The organism is Streptomyces sp. NPDC000878, assembly GCF_053599695.1.
This window is the reverse complement of record NZ_JBSFMT010000023.1, coordinates 19,215-38,548: the sequence shown is the minus strand read 5'-3', so window position 1 is coordinate 38,548 and position 19,334 is coordinate 19,215. Positions and strand designations below refer to the sequence as shown.

Genomic DNA, 19,334 nt, shown 5'->3' with positions numbered 1-19,334 from the left:
CGCTCAGGGCGCCACCCATGCGTACCGGTGTTCGGGGCGGCCCGTGTCGCCGTACTTGAGGGAGAGGCGGAGGCGGCCCGCCTGTTCCAGGTGGCGGAGGTAGCGCTGGGCCGTCGAGCGGCTCAGGCCCGTCTCGGCGGCCACCTCGTGGGCCGAGAGGGCGTGGCCGGCGCGGTGGAGCACCCCGCAGATGAGGTCCGTGGTCGGTTCCGAGTGGCCGCTCGGCAGGCCGGGGGACGCGGGGGCGGGCGGGGTGCGCAGGGCGCCGAAGATCTGGTCGACCTGCTCCTGGCAGGTGTGGTTCCGGTCGCCGACGTGGTCGACGGTGCGACGCAGGTCGGCGTAGGACTCCAGGCGGGTGCGCAGCGCGGTGAAGGTGAACGGCTTGACCAGGTAGTGCAGGGCGCCCAGGCGCATCGCGGTCTGCACGGTCACCACGTCACTGGCCCCCGTGATCATGATGACATCGGTGCAGTGGCCCTGTTCCCGCATGCGGTGGACCAGTTCGAGACCCGTCTGGTCGGGCAGGTAGTGGTCGAGCAGAACCAGGTCGATGGTGCCGCGCTGTACGGCGGCCAGGGCCTGGGCAGCGGTGTGCACACAGGCGGCGACTCTGAATCCGGGAACCTTCTCCACGTACTTGGTGTTGATCTCTGCGACACGGAGGTCGTCGTCCACCACCAGGACGTCAATCATCGGACCACTCTTGCAAGCAGAGGAGCGGTTTGCTCCCAGAAGGCGGATGTTGTGGCATGCGCCACATCTGTGGTCCTCCGGTGCCGGTCATCCCGTTCCTCAGGTGCGGGTCGCCCACACGTACCGGTGTTCGGGGCGGCCCGCGTCGCCGTACTTGAGGGTCAGTCTGGCCCGTCCCGTGCGCTCCAGGAGCTTCAGATAGCGCTGGGCGGTCTGGCGGCTCACCCCTGTCCGTTCGGCGATCTCCTGGGCGGACAGGGGGCCTTCGGCGTTCACCAGGGCGCGGCGCACGAGTTCCGCGGTGGTGGGGGAGTGGCCCTTGGGCAGTTCGGGCTCGGGGCCCGAGGACAGGGCGCCGAAGATCCGGTCCACCTCGGCCTGTTCGGCCTCGCCGCCGCCGTCGAGGGTGCGGCGCAGCTCCGCGTACGCCTCCAGCTTGGAGCGCAGCCCCGCGAAGGCGAACGGCTTGACCAGATACTGCAGCGCCCCCTGCCGCATCGCCGCCTGCACGGTCGACACGTCACGGGCCGCCGTCACCATGATCACGTCGGTCTCGTGGCCGCGCCGGCGCATCTCCTGGACGACCGAGAGGCCCGTGTCGTCGGGCAGGTAGTGGTCCATGAGGACGAGGTCCAGCTGCGCCAGCGCCTCCAGCTGCCGCAGGGCCTCGGCCGCGCTGTGCGCCTCTCCCGCGACATGGAAGCCGGGCACCTTCTCCACATAGGCGGCGTTGACGCGCGCCACCCGGATGTCGTCGTCCACGACCAGGACCTCGATCATCTCGACTCCTCCTCGGCGCTGGCGGTGGCGCCGGCGGTGGTGGCTGTGGTGGCGGCCGGCTCCAGGGGCCGTCCGGTGTCCGGGACGCGCGCCTGCTCCGGCGCCGGGTCCGGCTCCGCGAGTGCCTCCGGCAGGACGACCGTGAACTCCGCGCCCCCGCCCTCGGCGTCGGCCACGCGCGCCCTGCCGCCCTGCCGCTCCGCGAGCCGGCGCACCAGGGGGAGCCCGATTCCGCGCTTGCCGTGCGCCGGGGGCTTCTTCGTGGACCACCCCTCAGTGAAGATCAACTCGCGCTGTTCCGCCGGGATGCCGGGCCCGGTGTCGCGCACCCGGAGGACCGCGGTACGGCCCTCCGTGCGCAGTTCGACCTCCACGCGCGCGTGCGGAGTGCCGGCGACGGCGTCCAGCGCGTTGTCGACCAGGTTGCCGACGACCGTGACCAGCTCCCTGGGGTCGATCAGCCGGTTCGGGAGCAGCGTCCGGTCCGAGACCCACAGGGCGACACCGCGCTCCGCCGCCACGGTGGCCTTCCCGACCAGCAGCGCGGCGAGCAGCGGATCGCGGATCTTCTCGGCGACCTGCTCCGCGGTGGCCCGATGGTCGCCGACCACCTCGCCGACGAACTCCACGGCGTCGTCGTACATCTCCAGTTCGAGCAGCCCCAGCAGCGTGTGCATACGGTTGGCGTGTTCGTGGTCCTGGGCGCGCAGGGCGTCGAGCAGACCGTGCGTGGAGTCGAGTTCGCGGCCGAGCTGCTCCAGCTCGGTGCGGTCGCGCAGGGTGGCGACGGCGCCCCCGTCGTCGGTGGGCATGCGGTTGGCGACCAGGACCCGCTGGCCACGCACGGTGAGCAGATCGGTGCCGGTCACGCGCCCGGCCAGCACATCGGTCGTACGTCCGGCACCGAGCGCCTCGTCCAGGGAGCGGCCGACGGCCTCCTCACCGATGCCCAGGAGGCGCTGCGCCTCGTCGTTGAGGAGCCGGACGCGGCCCGCGCGGTCCAGGGCGACGACACCTTCGCGGATGCCGTGCAGTACGGCCTCACGTTCCGCGAGCAGCGCCGCGATGTCGGAGAAGGCCAGGTCCCGGGTCTGCCGGTGCACCCTGCGGGAGATCACCCAGGCGGCCAGGGCACCCACGGCCATGGCGCCGCCGGCGTACGCGAACAGCCCCGGGATCGCGTGGATCAGCCGGGCACGCACGCTGTCGTACTCGATGCCGACCGAGACCGCCCCGACGATCCTGCCGCCGGTGTCGCGCAGCGGCACCTTGCCACGGGCCGAGCGGCCCAGGGTGCCGCTGTCGATCTCCATGACCTCCTTGCCGGCCAGGGCCTGGCGGGGGTCGGTGGAGACGACCTTGCCGATCTCCTTCGGGTCCGTGTGCGACCAGCGCACGCCCCGCATGTCCATCACCACGACGTACTCGGCCCCGCTGGCCTTCCGGATCCGCTCCGCCTCGGTCTGCACCGGCCCGTCGACCGACGGACTGCTTCCCCGCAGATCCTCGGCGAACTGCGGCTGGGCCGCGGTGGTCTGCGCGATCGCCAGCGCCCGGCGCATGGCCTGGTCGTCCAGCTGATCACTGAGTGGCGCGAGGAACAGCCCGGTCGCGAGCACCGCGACTCCCGCGGCGATCGCCACCTGCATCAGCAGCACCTGCGAGAACATCCGCCTCGGCAGACCGAGGCGCAGGCGGCGTACGCGGGGAGTGGGGCTCATACCCAAGAAGGTACGGGGATGAGCGGGCTGTGCCGTAGTGGGGTGTGACGTGGATCCCTTGATCAATACGTGTACGGGGTGATTGACGGGTGGATCACGGCCGTCTTCTGCGTTGCGCGATCAACGTGTGGGAGCCGTCGGCTCCAGTGCACGCACCGACACCACATCCATCCGCGCCGGCGAACCCAGCGCCGATCCGCAGCTCTCCGGACGAGGCGGCGCGGAGGCGCTCTGGACCACCTCGACACTCCACCGGCGCCCGTCCCGGTGCGCGACGGTCACCTCCCAGTGCGGGGCCGAGCCGTCCGTCCGTACGACGCTCAGCGCGTCCGCCGTGTCCTCGCGTGCCGCAGAGCGGACGGCGAGTTCCGCAGCCTGTCCGGGCCGTTCCCAGGCGGAACCGCCGCGGCAGCCCTCCACGACGACACGCCCTTCGCGCACGCCCTGGAGGATCTCCTTGACGTGCGGTGCCTGGGCGCGGCCGTAGGCGTAGCCGTACGGCAGGACGAGCAGTGTCGGGGAGAAGCGGTGTCCGCCGAGGTGCGTGACCTCCCAGGCGCCCTCGACCCCGGAGGCGGCCAGTTCGGCCGCGAGGGGACGGCCGAGCAGCGCGCAACAGCGGTCACGCTTGCCGTTGGTGCAGACGAGCGCGAGGGGATCGCCGGTGTGGGGCCGCCCCTGGAGCGCGCTCTCGAAGGACCGCGGGTCACCCTTGCCGAGCGCGGCGAAGTCGAGGCCGAGCAGCTGCTCGGGGGTGCGGGTCGTGGCGCCGTGCAGCCAGGCGTTCCCGGGCGTGGTGTGGGCCGCGTACACCTGTCGTACGGCGGGCGTTCCGAAGTCCGCGTGGCGGCCGGGGCGGCGGATCAGCGCGATCCGTACGCCGGTGCCCTCCGTGGCCTTCTCCAGGGCGCGGCCGAACGCGGGGTCCAGGTGGCTCATGGTGAGCGCCTGGGCACCCCACGGGCCGGACTGCTCCAGCAGCAGCCATGTCCTCGCGGTCGCCGCGGTTCCCGCGATGGGCTCGTCGAGGTCCCGGGAGACGGTCGCGCACCTACTCACACAGGTGAGCCTAACCTGACTTGGAGCGGGACGACTTCCAGCCGCGCGGAACGGGTGGTTCAGGGCGGTTGGGGGTGGTTCCCGCGTGGTTCCGGCGTGGTCGGGCTACTCCGGGAGGGGTTAATGCCAGGGCTACTCCGGGAGCGGTTGCGGCGGGCGCTCGCCCACGTAGGTTCCGGACGGGCGCATCCGCAGGGGGCGCTCGTCGTACTCCTCCAGGGCGTGCGCGATCCAGCCCGCCGTACGGGCCACGGCGAAGATCGTCTCGCCTGCCGACGCTCCCATGCCGCAGGCGACGGTGAACACGGCCAGGGCGAGGTCCACGTTGGCGTGCAGCGGTGTGTGACGGGCGGTGGTGGTCACGACGTCGCGGGCCGCGGCGAGGGCGGGCGCGGCCTGGGGCATCTCCTCCAGGAGGGCGAAGAGGGCACGCGCGCGTGGATCCTCGCCGGGGTAGAGCCGGTGACCGAGCCCGGGGACGCGGCGGCCCGCGCGCAACTCGTCTGCGACCACGGGAGTCGCGTCGCCCTCGTCGAGCACGGCCAGGAGCATCTTGTGGGCCAGGCCGCTGGCGGCGCCGTGCAGCGGGCCATCGAGGACGCCGAGGCCGGCCGAGACTGCCGCGTAGGGGTGCGCGCGGGCGGACGCGGCGACGCGTACGGCCAGGGTCGAGGCGGCCAGGTCGTGGTCGACGAGCAGACCGAGTGCCGTGTCCAGGGTGCGCAGCGACGCCTCGTCGGCGGCCCGGAAGGCGAGCCGGGTCCAGAGGCGGTGGGCCAGCGGGCCCTCGTCGCGGTGGCCCGGCGAGAGTGTCGGCAGGGCGGCGACGAGAGTGGGGATGAGGGTGCGGGCGGTGCCCAGGACGGTGTCCTCGGAGAGGTCGAAGCGGAGCGGGTCGGCCGCCGCCGCGGCGATCGCGGCGACCCGGAGCCGGTCGACCGGGTCGCTGTGCTCGGGCAGCGCGTTGACGGAGCGGCGGGCGGCGGCGACAGAGGCCTTGGGGGCGGTGAAGGTGACGCCGGGGCGCAGGGTGCCGGTCCACAGCCACTCGGCGACCTCTTCGTAGGAGTGACGCGCGGCCAGTTCGGCGGCGTCGACGCCCCGGAAGTAGTACCGGTCCTTGTCGATGAGGGTGAGCCGGGTCCGTACCGACAGCTCACCGCCGGAGCCCGGACTCCCGCTGCCTTCCCGTTTGTTGCGGCGGGCGAGCGCCTCAACTTCCTTGGCGTCGAAGGTGCTGCCGCGGCCACTGGGATCGCGTCGGCTGCTGAGCTGACCGCGGCTCACGTACGCGTACACGGTCTCGGGCTTCACACCGAGCAGCTCGGCGGTCTCCTTGGTGCTCAGCCGTCGGCCGGTGTGGTCGGGGGCGGGTTCTTGATCGCGCATGGGGGTCACCGTATCCGTGTGGACTGAGCATTGATTCAATCAATATTGACATCGTTTCCGTCAATCATGGACAGTCGAATCAAGTTCAGGGAGGAAACATGCCGATCAGCCGGGCCGCCACAGCGGCCACCACCGCTGTCGACGTACCGCGAGGGCTCGCGGGCGTCGTCGTCACCGACACCCGAATTGGTGACGTCAGGGGGCGTGAGGGCTTTTACCACTACCGCCAATATTCCGCCGTCGAACTCGCGCAGACCCGCGGCTTCGAGGACGTCTGGCACCTTCTGGTCCACGGCGACCTGCCGGACGCGGACCGTCTCGCCGCCTTCACTGCCGAGACTGCGGCGCTGCGGCGGCTGCCCGACGAGGTGCGCGCGGCGCTGCCCGCGATCGCGGCGGCGAGCGGTCGGTCCGGACCGCTGGCCGGGATGCGTACGGCGCTGTCGCTGCTCGGTGCGGCGAAGGGATTCCGTCCCGTGTACGACATCGACGCGGAGCAGCGGCGCGCGGACGCCCTGGTCGCCTCGGCGGCCGTTCCGACCATGCTGACTGCACTGCATCGGCTGGGGCGGGGCCTCGACCCGGTGGAACCGCGGGAGGACCTCCCGTACGCGGCCAACTACTTGTACATGTTGACGGGGTCCGAGCCGGACCCACTGCATGCCAGGGCGATCGAGCAATACTTGATCTCAACCATTGACCACGGATTCAATGCATCAACATTCACGGCGAGGGTCATCGCGTCGACCGGGGCGGATGTGGCGGCGTCTCTGGTGGGCGCGGTGGGAGCCCTGTCGGGCCCGCTGCACGGAGGCGCCCCGAGCCGCGCGCTGGACACCCTGGACGCGATCGGCACGGCGGACCGCATCGACGCCTGGATCCGCGAACGCGTCCTCGCCGGTGACCGCATCATGGGCTTCGGCCACCCGGTCTACCGCACCGAGGACCCTCGCTCCCGCATGCTCCGAGGCATCGCCGAGCAGTTCGGCGGCCCGCTGGTCGACCTGGCGGTCGAGGTCGAACGGCGGGTGGAGGCGATCCTGGCCGAACTGAAGCCGGGCCGCGAACTGCGCACGAACGTCGAGTTCTACGCGGGCGTCGTCATGGAACTGTGCGGTCTGCCGCGCGAGATGTTCACGCCGACGTTCGCGGCGGCGCGGGTGGTGGGCTGGAGCGCCAACATCCTGGAACAGGCGGAGGACTCGAAGATCATTCGGCCGGCGGCGCGGTATGTGGGGCCTGTGCCTCCGGTGGCGGTGCCGTTGATGGTCTGACGGTGGTCTGACACGCGTGCGGCCAGGTGCCGTTCTGGCGGCGAGCAGGAGCGTGAGCGCGGTGGAGCCCAGCTTCCCGGCTGCCGACAATCGTTCACTCAGGGACGATCCCCCGGCTCGTATCCTGGGGCCGCATTCGTTCCCCGTACGTGCGCGCGGCCGTGAGCCGGTGTGTGCGTCCGCGTGAGAGAGGTCGCAGATTGAGTCAGCCGGGTCCGGGTCCGAGCCGTCGTCAGATCCCCGTCATCGTTCTCGCCGGCTTCCTCGGCTCCGGCAAGACCACCCTCCTCAACCACCTCCTGCACCGCAGCGGTGGCAGCCGTATCGGGGCCCTCGTCAATGACTTCGGGGCCATCGAGATTGACGCCATGGCCGTCGCGGGGGCCCTGGGGGACTCCACCGTCTCCCTGGGGAACGGGTGTCTGTGCTGTGCTGTTGATGCGAGTGAACTTGATGTCTATCTTGATCGACTCGCTCAACCCTCAACCCGGATCGACGTCATCGTCATCGAGGCCAGCGGGCTCGCCGAACCGCAGGAACTCGTGCGCATGGTGCTCGCCAGTGAGAATCCCCGGGTCGTGTACGGGGGGCTCGTCGAGGTCGTCGACGCCGTCGAGTTCGACGACACGCGGGCGAAGCATCCCGAGATCGACCGCCATCTCGCCCTCGCCGACCTCGTCGTCGTCAACAAGGTCGGCCGGGTCGCCGACGGCGGTGAGCGGGTCCTGGGGATCGTCCGCGGGCTGGTCGACCGTGCCGCCGTCGTCCCCGCCGACTACGGGCGCGTGGACCCCGAGTTCCTCTTCGACTGCCGGCCGACCGAGGAACGTATCGGGCAGCTGTCCTTCGACGACCTGCACGAACACGAGGAGGACGGCGGGGAGGAGAGCGAGGGGGACCACTCCGGGCATCTGCACGCCGCCTACGACAGCCTCTCCTTCAGCTCCTCGGCTCCCCTCCAGCCGCGTCGGCTGATGGAGTTCCTCGACAGCAGGCCCGAAGGGCTCTACCGCATCAAGGGGTACGTCGACTTCGGGCCGCACGACCCGCGCAACCGGTACGCCGTGCATGCCGTCGGGCCGTTCCTGCGGTTCTATCCCGAGCCCTGGGCCGACGGTGAGGAGCGGCTCAGCCGGCTCGTCCTCATCGGGTCCGGCATCGGACTGCCCGCCCTCGGCAAGGAGTTGGAGGCCTGTATGGACGACGCCCCACACGCCGACGAGCACAGCATGTGGGGCGTCCTGAGATACGTACAGGAGCCGAGCCCGGAGGGCTCCGAAGAGATCGGCTGACCTGCGCGGGCCCGTCTACATCGGGCCCGTCACCACGCCCACCGTCTTCGGCAGCGACACGCCCGAGCCGTCGCGGCGCGGGTCCATCTCCGGGAGTTCCGCCGGCATGCCGTTCTTCTGGGACGCGCGTGCCGGAGCCGGGCCCGCCCAGGCCACGGACAGACAGTCCTCGCCCTTCAGGAACCGCTGGCAGCGGACACCGCCGGTCGCGCGGCCCTTGCGCGGGTACTGGTCGAACGGGGTCAGCTTCGCCGTCGTCTGCACCGAGTCGTCCAAAGTGCCGCGCGAGCCCGCGACCGTGAAGACGACCGCGTCCACCGCCGGGTCCACCGCCGTGAACGAGATCACCTTGGCGCCGTCCGTCAGCTTGATGCCGGCCATACCGCCGGCCGGACGGCCCTGGGGACGGACATGGGCGGCCTGGAAACGCAGCAGCTGGGCGTCGTCCGTGATGAAGACCAGGTCCTCCTCGCCCGTACGCAGCTCGGCGGCGCCGACGATCCGGTCGCCGTCCTTGAGCGTGATGACCTCCAACTCCTCCTTGTTGGAGGGATAGTCGGGGACCACCCGCTTGACGACGCCCTGTTCCGTGCCGATCGCGAGGCCCGGGGACGACTCGTCGAGCGTCGTCAGACAGACCACCGTCTCGCCGTCCTCCAGGGAGAGGAACTCCGACAGCGGGGCGCCGCCCGAGAGGTTGGGCGCCGCCATCGTGTCGGGGAGCTGGGGGAGGTCGATGACGTTGATGCGCAGCAGACGGCCGGACGAAGTCACCGCGCCCACCTCGCCCCGCGCTGTCGCCGGGACCGCCGAGACGATCAGGTCGTGCTTCGCGCGCCGGCCGTCCTCGTCCGCCGGGAACGGCTGGCCGTTCGCCGTACGCGCCAGCAGGTCCGTCGAGGACAGCAGGACCCGGCACGGGTCGTCGGCCACCTGGAGCGGGACCGCGGCGGCGGTGGCGGCACCGGCCGACTCCAGCAGGACCGTACGCCGCTCGGTGCCGAACTTCTTGGCCACCGAGGCCAGTTCGGTCGAGACCAGCTTGCGGAGTTCCGCGTCCGACTCCAGGATCCGGGTCAGCTCCGCGATCTCGGCGGCCAGCCGGTCCTTCTCGGACTCCAGCTCGATGCGGTCGAACCGGGTCAGCCGGCGCAACGGGGTGTCCAGGATGTACTGCGTCTGGATCTCGGACAGGCCGAAGCGCTCCATCAGGCGTTCCTTCGCCTGCGCGGAGTTGTCGCTGGAGCGGATCAGCCGGATGACCTCGTCGATGTCCACCAGCGCGGTGAGCAGGCCCTCGACCAGGTGCAGCCGGTTACGGCGCTTGCTGCGGCGGAACTCCGAGCGGCGCCTGACGACCTCGAAGCGGTGGTCGAGGTAGACCTCAAGGAGTTCCTTGAGGCCGAGCGTGAGGGGCTGGCCGTCCACCAGCGCCACGTTGTTGATGCCGAAGGACTCCTCCATCGGCGTCAGCTTGTAGAGCTGTTCCAGGACGGCTTCCGGCACGAAGCCGTTCTTGATCTCGATGACGAGACGCAGGCCGTGGTTGCGGTCGGTGAGGTCCTTGACGTCGGCGATGCCCTGGAGCTTCTTCGAACCGACCAGGTCCTTGATCTTGGCGATCACCTTCTCCGGGCCGACGGTGAAGGGCAGTTCGGTGACGACCAGGCCCATACGGCGCGGCGTCACGTTCTCCACCGCCACCGTGGCGCGGATCTTGAACGTGCCACGGCCCGTCTCGTACGCGTCCCTGATGCCGGCGAGGCCGACGATCCGGCCGCCGGTGGGCAGGTCGGGGCCCGGGACGTGCCGCATCAGCGTGTCGAGGTCCGCGTTCGGGTAGCGGATCAGGTGACGGGCGGCCGAGATGACCTCGCCGAGGTTGTGCGGCGGCATGTTGGTGGCCATACCGACGGCGATGCCCGACGCGCCGTTCACCAGCAGGTTCGGGAAGGCGGCGGGCAGCGCCACCGGTTCCTGCTCCTGGCCGTCGTAGTTGGGCGCGAAGTCGACCGTGTCCTCTTCGATCGACTCCGTCATCAGGGACGTCGCGTCGGCCATCCGGGCCTCGGTGTACCGCATGGCGGCCGGCGGGTCGTCGTTGCCCAGCGAACCGAAGTTGCCGTGGCCGTCGACCAGCGGCACACGCATGGAGAACGGCTGGGCGAGCCGCACCAGGGCGTCGTAGATCGACGAGTCGCCGTGGGGGTGCAGCTTACCCATGACCTCGCCCACGACGCGGGCGCACTTCACATAGCCGCGGTCGGGGCGCAGGCCCATCTCGTTCATCTGGTAGACGATGCGACGGTGTACCGGTTTGAGGCCGTCGCGGGCATCGGGCAGGGCTCGGGAGTAGATGACCGAGTACGCGTACTCGAGGAAGGAGCCCTGCATCTCGTCGACGACGTCGATGTCGAGGATCCGCTCCTCGAAGTCATCGGGCGGCGGGGTCTTCGTGCTGCGGCGGGCCATCGCTGCCGGCTCCTTCTGTTTCCTGGTCGTTCGCCTACGGGGCGCTTCACTCTTGCTGAGACGTGAACGGGATCTGACGCGGACCATTGTGGACTGCCGCACTGACAACGCGGACCAAGGCCCGTGCCTGCGGCGGTGTTCGGTGGTGGGCGACGTTGCTGAAACGTACCGCCCCGGAGCCGGGGAATCTCGCTCTCGGCGTACGTCCGCCGGGAACTTCGCCAGCACTCCACACGCTTGCATACAGTGGCAGGACCGGCAGGAAATCAGCGGTTGCAACAACCGCATCCGCGATCGAAGGGACGTACATGCCCATGGGTCACACGGCCACAGCCGAGGCAGGCTCCGGCGGCCTGACAGCGACAGAGCACCGCCTCGCCAACGGGCTGCGCGTGGTGCTCTCCGAGGACCACCTGACCCCGGTCGCGGCGGTGTGCCTCTGGTACGACGTCGGGTCACGCCACGAGGTCAAGGGCCGTACGGGCCTGGCTCACCTCTTCGAGCACCTGATGTTCCAGGGCTCGGGCCAGGTGAAGGGCAACGGCCACTTCGAACTGGTCCAGGGCGCGGGCGGCTCGCTCAACGGCACCACCAGCTTCGAGCGCACCAACTACTTCGAGACCATGCCCACCCACCAGCTGGAGCTGGCCCTCTGGCTGGAGGCCGACCGCATGGGCTCGCTGCTCGCGGCCCTCGACGACGAGTCCATGGAGAACCAGCGGGACGTCGTCAAGAACGAGCGCCGCCAGCGCTACGACAACGTCCCCTACGGGACGGCGTTCGAGAAGCTGACCGCCCTCGCCTACCCGGAGGGCCACCCCTACCACCACACGCCGATCGGCTCGATGGCGGACCTGGACGCGGCGACCCTGGAGGACGCGCGGGCGTTCTTCCGCACGTACTACGCGCCCAACAACGCCGTCCTGTCGGTCGTCGGGGACATCGACCCCGAGGAGACACTCGCCTGGGTCGAGAAGTACTTCGGCTCCATCGCCGGGCACGACGGCAAGCCCGCGCCGCGCTCCGGCGCCCTCCCCGACGTCATCGGCGAGCAGCTGCGCGAGGTCGTCGTGGAGGAGGTCCCCGCGCGCGCGTTGATGGCCGCCTACCGGCTCCCGGAGGACGGCACGCGCGCGTGCGACGCGGCCGACCTGGCGCTCACCGTCCTCGGCGGCGGCGAGTCCTCCCGGCTCTACAACCGGCTCGTACGGCGGGACCGTACGGCCGTTGCGGCCGGGTTCGGTCTGCTGCGGCTGGCCGGAGCGCCCTCGCTGGGCTGGCTGGACGTGAAGACCTCCGCGGACGTCGAGGTGCCGGTCATCGAGGCCGCCGTCGACGAGGAACTCGCCCGGTTCGCCGCCGAGGGCCCCACGGCCGAGGAAATGGAGCGCGCCCAGGCGCAGTTGGAGCGCGAGTGGCTGGACCGCCTCGGCACGGTCGCGGGCCGCGCCGACGAACTGTGCCGCTTCGCCGTGCTGTTCGGTGACCCGCAGCTCGCGCTGACCGCCGTCCAGCGCGTGCTGGAGGTGACCGCCGAGGAGGTCCAGCAGGCCGCCAAGGACCGGCTGCGCCCCGACAACCGCGCGGTGCTCGTCTACGAGCCCCTGACCGCCGACAACGCCACCGACACCGAGGAGGCGGCCAAGTGACCGGGCTCGCCACGATGGAGTTCCACCCCCAGCCCCAGGCGGGCGAGGCCAGGCCCTGGGCCTTCCCGGCCCCCGGACGCGGCACGCTCGGCAACGGCCTGACCGTCCTGCGCTGCCACCGCCCCGGCCAGCAGATCGTCGCCGTCGAGGTACTCGTCGACGCTCCCCTGGAGGCCGAGCCGGCCGGTCTCGACGGCGTGGCCACGATCATGGCCAGGGCCTTCTCCGAAGGCACCGACAAGCACTCCGCCGAGGAGTTCGCCGCCGAACTGGAGCGCTGCGGCGCCACCCTCGACGCGCACGCCGACCACCCCTGCGTACGCCTCAGCCTCGAAGTCCCCGTGTCGCGGCTCCCCAAGGCGCTCGGTCTGCTGGCCGACGCCCTCAGGGCACCCGCGTTCGCGGACAGCGAGATCGAGCGGCTGGTGCGCAACCGGCTCGACGAGATCCCGCACGAGACGGCCAACCCGGCCCGCCGCTCCGCCAAGCAGCTCTACAAGGAGCTGTTCCCGGAGACCTCGCGCATGTCGCGTCCGCGCCAGGGCACCGAGGAGACGGTCGCGAAGATCGACTCCGCGGCCGTACGGGCCTTCTACGAGAGGCATGTCCGCCCCGCCACGGCCACCGCCGTGGTCGTCGGCGACCTCACCGGTGTCGACCTGGACGCGCTGCTCGGCGACACCCTGGGGGAGTGGACCGGCTCGACGGCCGAACCGCGGCCCGTGCCGCCGGTGACCGCCGACGACACCGGCCGGGTCGTCATCGTGGACCGCCCGGGCGCCGTACAGACCCAGCTGCTCATCGGCCGCGTCGGCGCCGACCGGCACGACCGCGTCTGGGCCGCCCAGGTCCTCGGCACGTACTGCCTCGGCGGCACCCTCACCTCCCGCCTGGACCGCGTTCTGCGCGAGGAGAAGGGCTACACCTACGGTGTGCGGGCGTTCGGCCAGGTCCTGCGCTCGGCCCCGGACGGTTCGGGCGCCGCGCTGCTCGCCATCAGCGGCTCCGTCGACACCCCGAACACCGGTCCCGCCCTGGAGGACCTGTGGAAGGTGCTGCGCACGCTCGCGGCCGAGGGGCTCACAGACGCCGAGCGTGATGTCGCGGTGCAGAACCTGGTGGGCGTCGCTCCGCTCAAGTACGAAACTGCGGCGGCCGTGGCGAGCACGCTGGCCGACCAGGTGGAGCAGCACCTGCCTGACGACTACCAGGCCACGCTGTACCGGCAGCTCGCCGCCACCGGCACCGTGGAGGCCACGGCGGCGGCCGTGAACGCCTTCCCGGTGGACCGGCTGGTGACGGTCCTCGTCGGCGACGCGGCGACGATCGAGGAGCCCGTCCGGGCCCTCGGTATCGGCGAAGTGACCGTCGTACCCGCCGAGTAACGGCACCCGCGTACACGACAGGGGCCCGGTGACGGAAGCGTCACCGGGCCCCTCTTGTCCATATTGATGTGCAAGTTGCCCGTATTGATGGAGAGGTTGACCGTCTGCCCTGTGGCATACGCTACAAAACCCGTGATCGGTTTGTTGATTGAAAGTTGTGCGGCTTAGCGTCGGTCCGGCTGTCCGTCACGCAGTGCGCCGCAGCCGCGGCACCCGGACAGTCATCGCCGAGTCCCCACATGGCGCGAGCCAGGGGAGCCGGGGACCCACACTGTGCAGTCCCTGGGGTGAATCGGACGCCCGCGCGCCCAGCGAGGGGGTCCGTAGGAGACCTTCCTGCTCCGAACCCGTCAGCTAACCCGGTAGGCGAGAAGGAAGGAAAGGACCAGCCACTACATGGCGTTCACCCGCGCCACCGGGAAGCACCGTCGTCCCCGCCGCCCCAGCCTTGTCACCCGTACGACCGTCCGCGCGGCCGGCGTCGCGGCCCTCGCCACCACCGGCGCCGTCGGCAGCCTCGCCGCCCCGGCGCTCGCCGCGGAGTCCGCGGTCGAGCAGACCGGCCTCACCCCGGTGATCTCCATCGGCGAGTCGCTCGCCGACCAGATCGACGCGCAGGCCGCGGCCCAGGAGCAGGCCGCAGAGAAGGCCGCCGCCGAGAAGCGGGCCCTGGCCGCCGCGAAGAAGGAGGCGGAGGAGCGGGTCAAGGAGGCACGCGAGGCGGAGGCCCGCGCCGCCCGCGAGGTCGAGCGCAAGCGCCTCAACACCTTCGTCACCCCGATCTCCGGCTCGTACATCTCCACCGGCTACAAGGCGGGCGGCGCCGTCTGGTCCTCCGGCAACCACACCGGCATCGACTTCCACGCCGCGTCCGGCACCACCGTCCACGCGGTGGGCTCCGGCACCGTCGTCGAGGCAGGCTGGGGCGGCTCCTACGGCAACAACATCGTGATCAAGATGATTGATGGTACGTACACTCAGTACGGTCATCTGTCGTCCATCAACGTGTCCGTCGGGCAGACGGTCACCCCGGGCCAGCAGATAGGTCTCTCCGGGGCCACCGGCAACGTCACCGGTGCGCACCTCCACTTCGAGGCCCGTACGACCCCGGAGTACGGCTCGGACATGGACCCCGTCGCCTACCTCCGCTCGCACGGTGTGAACGTCTGACAACCGCCCGCATCTCTTGTCGTCGCCCCGGCTCCCCGAGTCGGGGCTTTCGGCGTTTCCGGTGGCCCTGTGTCCAAAAAATATCCCTGGATTCCGGCCTGCCGTCGGAAATTCCGGTTCTCTGCAATAGAGTCACTGAACACACGTCAATCGTCGACGTTTCACGGGGATTAAAGCGGAGGTCGGACATGCGTATTCCGGCGCACTCGGTATGCACGGCGATCCGGGACGACATCGTCGCCGGTGTCTACGAGCGCGGCAGCCGGCTCACCGAGGAACTGCTCGCGCGCCGGTACGGCGTCTCGCGCGTCCCCGTCCGCGAGGCCCTGCGCACCCTGGAGGCCGAGGGCTTCGTGGTGACCCGGCGGCACGCGGGCGCGTGCGTCGCGGAACCCACCGAGCAGGAGGCCTCCGACCTGCTGGAGATGCGCATGCTCCTGGAGCCGCTCGGTGCCTCCCGGGCCGCCCAGCGGCGCACCGAGGCCCATCTGAAGGTGCTGCGCGGCCTGGTCAGGCTGGGGCAGGAGCGGGCCAGGAGGGGCAATAGTGAGGATCTGCGCTCCCTGGGCGGCTGGTTCCACGAGACGCTCGCCCAGGCCTCCGGAAGCCACGCCCTCACCGCGACGCTCACCCAGCTCCGGCACAAGATCGCGTGGATGTACGCGGTGGAGGCCCCGGCGAACCCCGTCGAGTCCTGGACCGAGCACGGGGCGATCGTGGACGCCGTGGCGCGCGGTGACAGTGAGCGGGCGCGGGCGATCACGGCACTGCACACCGAGCGGGCGACCGGCGCGCACCGGCTGCGCTTTCCGGGCAACGGAGACCGTCCGGAGCGTGTGAGGACTTCGCAACATCCCGTAAACATGACGGGCCTGCGGCATTAACACGGGCGCCGTATACAAAGAGGGTGGAATTCGCGGGGGATTATTTCTGCTGCCCGTAAACGATAAACGCGAAGGGCTCACCCGGAATTCCGGGTGAGCCCTTCGCGTGTGCGGGTGGCGCCTTTGGGGCGACGGCTGTCGCCGCCCTCAATTTCTCAGACCGTCTCGGGGAGTTCTTCCAGTCCCTCGGCCACCAGCTTCGCCAGGCGGTCGAGTGCCGCGTCGGCGCCCTCTGCCTCAGAAGCGAGGACGATCTCCTCGCCGCCCTGGGCACCCAGGCCGAGGACCGCCAGCATGGAGGCCGCGTTGACGGGGTTGCCGTCGGCCTTGGCGATCGTCATGGGGACGCCGGCGGCCGTGGCCGCACGGACGAAGATGGAGGCGGGGCGGGCGTGGAGGCCCTCCGCCCAGCCGACGTTGACGCGGCGCTCAGCCATGTGATGCTGCCCTTCAGCTCTCAGGGTTGTCTAGACCATTGTTCCATAGCGTGAAGCGTGCCGGGAAGCAGGGGGAAACCTGTCCCGGAACCGCGTTCGGACACCGGCCTGGGCCCGACTTCGGTTCCCCACAGACTGCCTCGCGACGTTGTCGGACGCGAGCCGTACTCTGGGGCGCATGCAGAACTCGTCGGACCGGCACGAGTACCCCGCCCACTGGGAGGCGGACGTCGTGCTGCGTGACGGCGGCACCGCGCGCATCCGGCCCATCACCGCGGACGACGCCGACCGGCTGGTCAGCTTCTACGAGCAGGTTTCGGACGAGTCGAAGTACTACCGCTTCTTCGCGCCCTACCCGCGCCTGTCCGCAAAGGACGTCCACCGCTTCACCCACCACGACTTCGTGGACCGGGTGGGGCTCGCGGCCACGGTCGGCGGCGAGTTCATCGCCACCGTACGCTATGACCGCATTGATGCCGACGGCCTGCCCGCGTCCGGCCCCGCCCACGAGGCCGAGGTCGCCTTTCTGGTGCAGGACGCCCACCAGGGCCGGGGTGTCGCCTCCGCCCTCCTCGAACACATCGCGGCCGTCGCCCGCGAGCGCGACATCCGCCGCTTCGCCGCCGAGGTGCTGCCGGCCAACAACAAGATGATCAAGGTGTTCACGGACGCCGGGTACACCCAGAAGCGCAGCTTCGAGGACGGCGTCGTCCGCCTGGAGTTCGACCTGGAGCCCACCGACCGCTCGCTCGCCGTCCAGCGCGCGCGGGAGCAGCGGGCCGAGGGACGTTCCGTACGGCGGCTGCTCGTCCCGGGCGCCGTGGCCGTCATCGGCGTCGGCCGCGCCCCCGGCGGTGTCGGCCGCAGCGTCCTCGACCACATCAGGGAGGCCGGTTTCACCGGTGACCTGTACGCGGTCAACAGCGCCTTCCCGGAGGAGCAGAAGGACATCGACGGAGTGCCGGCCCACCGGTCGGTGCGTGAGATCGAGGGCTCCGTCGACCTCGCGGTGGTCGCCGTCCCGGCCGCGTACGTCCCCGATGTCGTCGCCGAGTGCGGAGAGCACGGAGTACAGGGGCTCGTCGTGGTCTCCGCCGGGTACGCCGAGAGCGGCGGCCCCGAGGGACGGGAGCGGCAGCGCGAACTCGTACGGCACGCGCGCACGTACGGGATGCGCATCATCGGCCCCAACGCCTTCGGCGTCATCAACACGGCCGAGGACGTCCGGCTGAACGCGTCGCTCGCCCCCGAGATGCCGAGGCCCGGCAGGATCGGCCTGTTCGCGCAGTCCGGTGCCATCGGGATCGCACTTCTCTCCCGGCTGCACCGGCGCGGGGGAGGCGTCACCGGGGTCACGGGCGTGTCGACGTTCGTCTCCTCCGGCAACCGGGCCGACGTGTCCGGCAACGACGTACTCCAGTACTGGTACGACGACCCGGACACCGATGTCGTCCTCATGTACCTCGAGTCCATCGGCAACCCGCGCAAGTTCACGCGCCTCGCGCGGCGCACGGCGGCGGCGAAGCCGCTGGTGGTCGTGCAGGGGACGCGGCACGGAGGTGCCGCTCCCCAGGGGCATGCCGTACGGGCCACGCGGCTGCCGCACGCGACGGTGTCCGCGCTGCTGCGGCAGGCCGGGGTGATCCGGGTGGACACGATCACCGAACTGGTCGACGCGGGGCTGCTGCTGGCCCGGCAGCCACTGCCCGCCGGCCCGCGGGTGGCGATTCTGGGGAACTCGGAGTCGCTGGGCCTGCTGACGTACGACGCGTGCCTCTCCGAGGAGCTGCGGCCGTCGGCGCCGCTGGACCTGACGACGGGGGCGTCGCCGGAGGACTTCCGCCGGGCGCTGTCGGAGGCGCTGGCGGACGAGGGGTGCGATGCGGTGGTCGTGACCGCGATCCCCACGGTGGGGGAGGGACCCCCACGGGACGCCGCGTTGGCCGAGGCGCTTCGGTCGGCCGCGGCGGAGGTTCCCGGTAAGCCGGTGCTGGTGGTGCACGTGGAGCTGGGCGGGCTTGCGGAGGCGCTGTCGGCCGCCGCCAGCACCGCACCACAGGCGGGTTCCACGGCACCCGGCGGTGCCCAGCGGCTCCGCCCTGCGGAACGCCCGCCCACCGAGGAGGCGGACCGCCCGCTCGCCGTGGGGCCGGGGCAGCCGCCCACCGCGGGGCCAGGCCTGCCGCCCACCGCACCCGTGTCACCGACACCGGCGTCGCCGCCCCCACCCTCCCCCGACTCCTGCTCCCGTCTCATCCCCGCCTACCCCGCCGCCGAGCGTGCCGTCCGGGCCCTCTCCGAGGCCGTGAAGTACGCGCAGTGGCGGCGGGAGGCCGCCGAGCCCGGCAAGGTGCCCGAGTCCATCGACGCGGACATCGACGAGAAGGGGGCCGCCGAGCTGATCGGCGGGCTCCTCGCGCGCGGGCAGGGGCTCACCCTCGGTACGGACGAGACGTGCGAGCTGCTCGGGACGTACGGCATCCCGGTGCGCAGGGCCCTCCCCGCGCTGAGTCCCGACGACGCCGTGGCCGCCGCGCGGACCATCGGTTACCCCGTCGCCCTCAAGGCCACCGCCCCGCACCTGCGCCACCGCGCCGACCTGGGCGGCGTACGCCTGGATCTCGCGGACGAGGAGCAACTGCGGCGGGCGTACGCCGAGTTGACCGACCTCTTCGGGGAGCCGGACGAGGTGCGGCCCGTCGTGCAGGGGATGGCATCGCGGGGAGTCGACACCGTCGTACGGGCGGTCATCGACCCGGCGGCCGGAGCGGTGCTCTCCTTCGGGCTCGCCGGGCCCGCCTCGCAGCTCCTCGGGGACACCGCGCACCGGCTGATACCGGTCACCGACCGCGACGCGGCCTCGCTGATCCGGTCGATCCGGACGGCGCCGCTCCTCTTCGGCTGGCGTGGTTCGGCTCCGGTCGACACGGAGGCGCTGGAGGAGCTGCTGCTCAGGGTGTCGCGGCTCGTCGACGACCACCCCGAGGTCATCGCGGTGTCCCTGGAGCCGGTGGTCGTCGCACAGCACGGTCTGAGCGTGCTCGGGGCGTCGGTGCGGCTGGCGCCGCCGCCCGTCCGTGACGACCTGGGTCCCAGGACACTTCCTGTGTACTGAGCGGTGCCTCG

At 71.1% G+C, this 19,334-nt stretch carries 14 protein-coding genes and 1 riboswitch; of the genes, 7 read left to right on the top strand and 7 right to left on the bottom strand.

The features are described from left to right. Window positions 1–3: 3 nt before the first annotated feature. The 5 genes from ACWDR4_RS21645 to ACWDR4_RS21625 all read right to left on the bottom strand — a co-directional run bounded on the left by ACWDR4_RS21645 (window position 4) and on the right by ACWDR4_RS21625 (window position 5,645). Window positions 4–696: a response regulator gene (locus ACWDR4_RS21645; protein WP_450410676.1), complete on the bottom strand. Its 693-nt coding sequence runs from the start codon at window positions 694–696 to the stop codon at window positions 4–6. Between the two features lie 99 nt (window positions 697–795). Next, window positions 796–1,476 (bottom strand): response regulator, encoded by a 681-nt coding sequence (locus tag ACWDR4_RS21640; protein ID WP_450410675.1) that lies wholly within the window; start codon window positions 1,474–1,476, stop codon window positions 796–798. Then, window positions 1,473–3,197, bottom strand: coding sequence for an ATP-binding protein (locus tag ACWDR4_RS21635; protein WP_450410673.1), 1,725 nt, complete (start codon window positions 3,195–3,197; stop codon window positions 1,473–1,475). Before ACWDR4_RS21635 ends, ACWDR4_RS21640 begins: the two co-directional genes overlap by 4 nt. A gap of 120 nt (window positions 3,198–3,317) precedes the next feature. Continuing rightward, window positions 3,318–4,256 (bottom strand): sucrase ferredoxin, encoded by a 939-nt coding sequence (locus ACWDR4_RS21630; RefSeq protein WP_450410671.1) that lies wholly within the window; start codon window positions 4,254–4,256, stop codon window positions 3,318–3,320. 132 nt (window positions 4,257–4,388) lie between these two features. Continuing rightward, complete coding sequence (locus ACWDR4_RS21625; protein WP_450410669.1) at window positions 4,389–5,645, bottom strand: citrate synthase; 1,257 nt, start codon at window positions 5,643–5,645, stop codon at window positions 4,389–4,391. 98 nt (window positions 5,646–5,743) lie between these two features. Between ACWDR4_RS21625 and ACWDR4_RS21620 the strand changes: the two genes are divergently transcribed. Both ACWDR4_RS21620 and ACWDR4_RS21615 read left to right on the top strand, forming a co-directional pair. Next, window positions 5,744–6,919 carry a citrate synthase gene (locus tag ACWDR4_RS21620; protein ID WP_450410668.1) on the top strand — a complete coding sequence of 392 codons (1,176 nt, stop codon included), beginning with the start codon at window positions 5,744–5,746 and terminating at the stop codon, window positions 6,917–6,919. A 200-nt stretch (window positions 6,920–7,119) separates the two neighbouring features. Continuing rightward, window positions 7,120–8,211, top strand: coding sequence for a CobW family GTP-binding protein (locus ACWDR4_RS21615; RefSeq protein ID WP_450410666.1), 1,092 nt, complete (start codon window positions 7,120–7,122; stop codon window positions 8,209–8,211). 15 nt (window positions 8,212–8,226) lie between these two features. Here the strand turns inward: ACWDR4_RS21615 and ACWDR4_RS21610 are convergent, their stop codons facing one another. Continuing rightward, window positions 8,227–10,683, bottom strand: coding sequence for a DNA gyrase/topoisomerase IV subunit A (locus ACWDR4_RS21610; protein ID WP_450410665.1), 2,457 nt, complete (start codon window positions 10,681–10,683; stop codon window positions 8,227–8,229). 308 nt (window positions 10,684–10,991) lie between these two features. On the opposite strand from ACWDR4_RS21610, the gene ACWDR4_RS21605 reads away from it, so the two are divergent. From ACWDR4_RS21605 to ACWDR4_RS21590, 4 genes are all read left to right on the top strand, one after another. Next, entirely contained in the window at window positions 10,992–12,332 is a 1,341-nt protein-coding gene (locus ACWDR4_RS21605) for a M16 family metallopeptidase (protein ID WP_450410663.1), read from the top strand. Further along, complete coding sequence (locus ACWDR4_RS21600; protein ID WP_450410661.1) at window positions 12,329–13,717, top strand: M16 family metallopeptidase; 1,389 nt, start codon at window positions 12,329–12,331, stop codon at window positions 13,715–13,717. Before ACWDR4_RS21605 ends, ACWDR4_RS21600 begins: the two co-directional genes overlap by 4 nt. Before the next feature lie 215 nt (window positions 13,718–13,932). Further along, window positions 13,933–14,100, top strand: a riboswitch (cyclic di-AMP (ydaO/yuaA leader). 13 nt (window positions 14,101–14,113) lie between these two features. Continuing rightward, window positions 14,114–14,887 (top strand): M23 family metallopeptidase, encoded by a 774-nt coding sequence (locus tag ACWDR4_RS21595; protein ID WP_450410659.1) that lies wholly within the window; start codon window positions 14,114–14,116, stop codon window positions 14,885–14,887. A gap of 188 nt (window positions 14,888–15,075) precedes the next feature. Next, window positions 15,076–15,771: a GntR family transcriptional regulator gene (locus tag ACWDR4_RS21590; protein ID WP_450410658.1), complete on the top strand. Its 696-nt coding sequence runs from the start codon at window positions 15,076–15,078 to the stop codon at window positions 15,769–15,771. Between the two features lie 155 nt (window positions 15,772–15,926). On the opposite strand, the gene ACWDR4_RS21585 is transcribed toward ACWDR4_RS21590, so the two are convergent. Next, window positions 15,927–16,208 (bottom strand): HPr family phosphocarrier protein, encoded by a 282-nt coding sequence (locus tag ACWDR4_RS21585; RefSeq protein WP_006379745.1) that lies wholly within the window; start codon window positions 16,206–16,208, stop codon window positions 15,927–15,929. A gap of 178 nt (window positions 16,209–16,386) precedes the next feature. Between ACWDR4_RS21585 and ACWDR4_RS21580 the strand changes: the two genes are divergently transcribed. After that, on the top strand, window positions 16,387–19,323 hold the full coding sequence (locus ACWDR4_RS21580) for a bifunctional acetate--CoA ligase family protein/GNAT family N-acetyltransferase (RefSeq protein ID WP_450410657.1): 2,937 nt from the start codon (window positions 16,387–16,389) through the stop codon (window positions 19,321–19,323). Window positions 19,324–19,334: the final 11 nt, after the last annotated feature.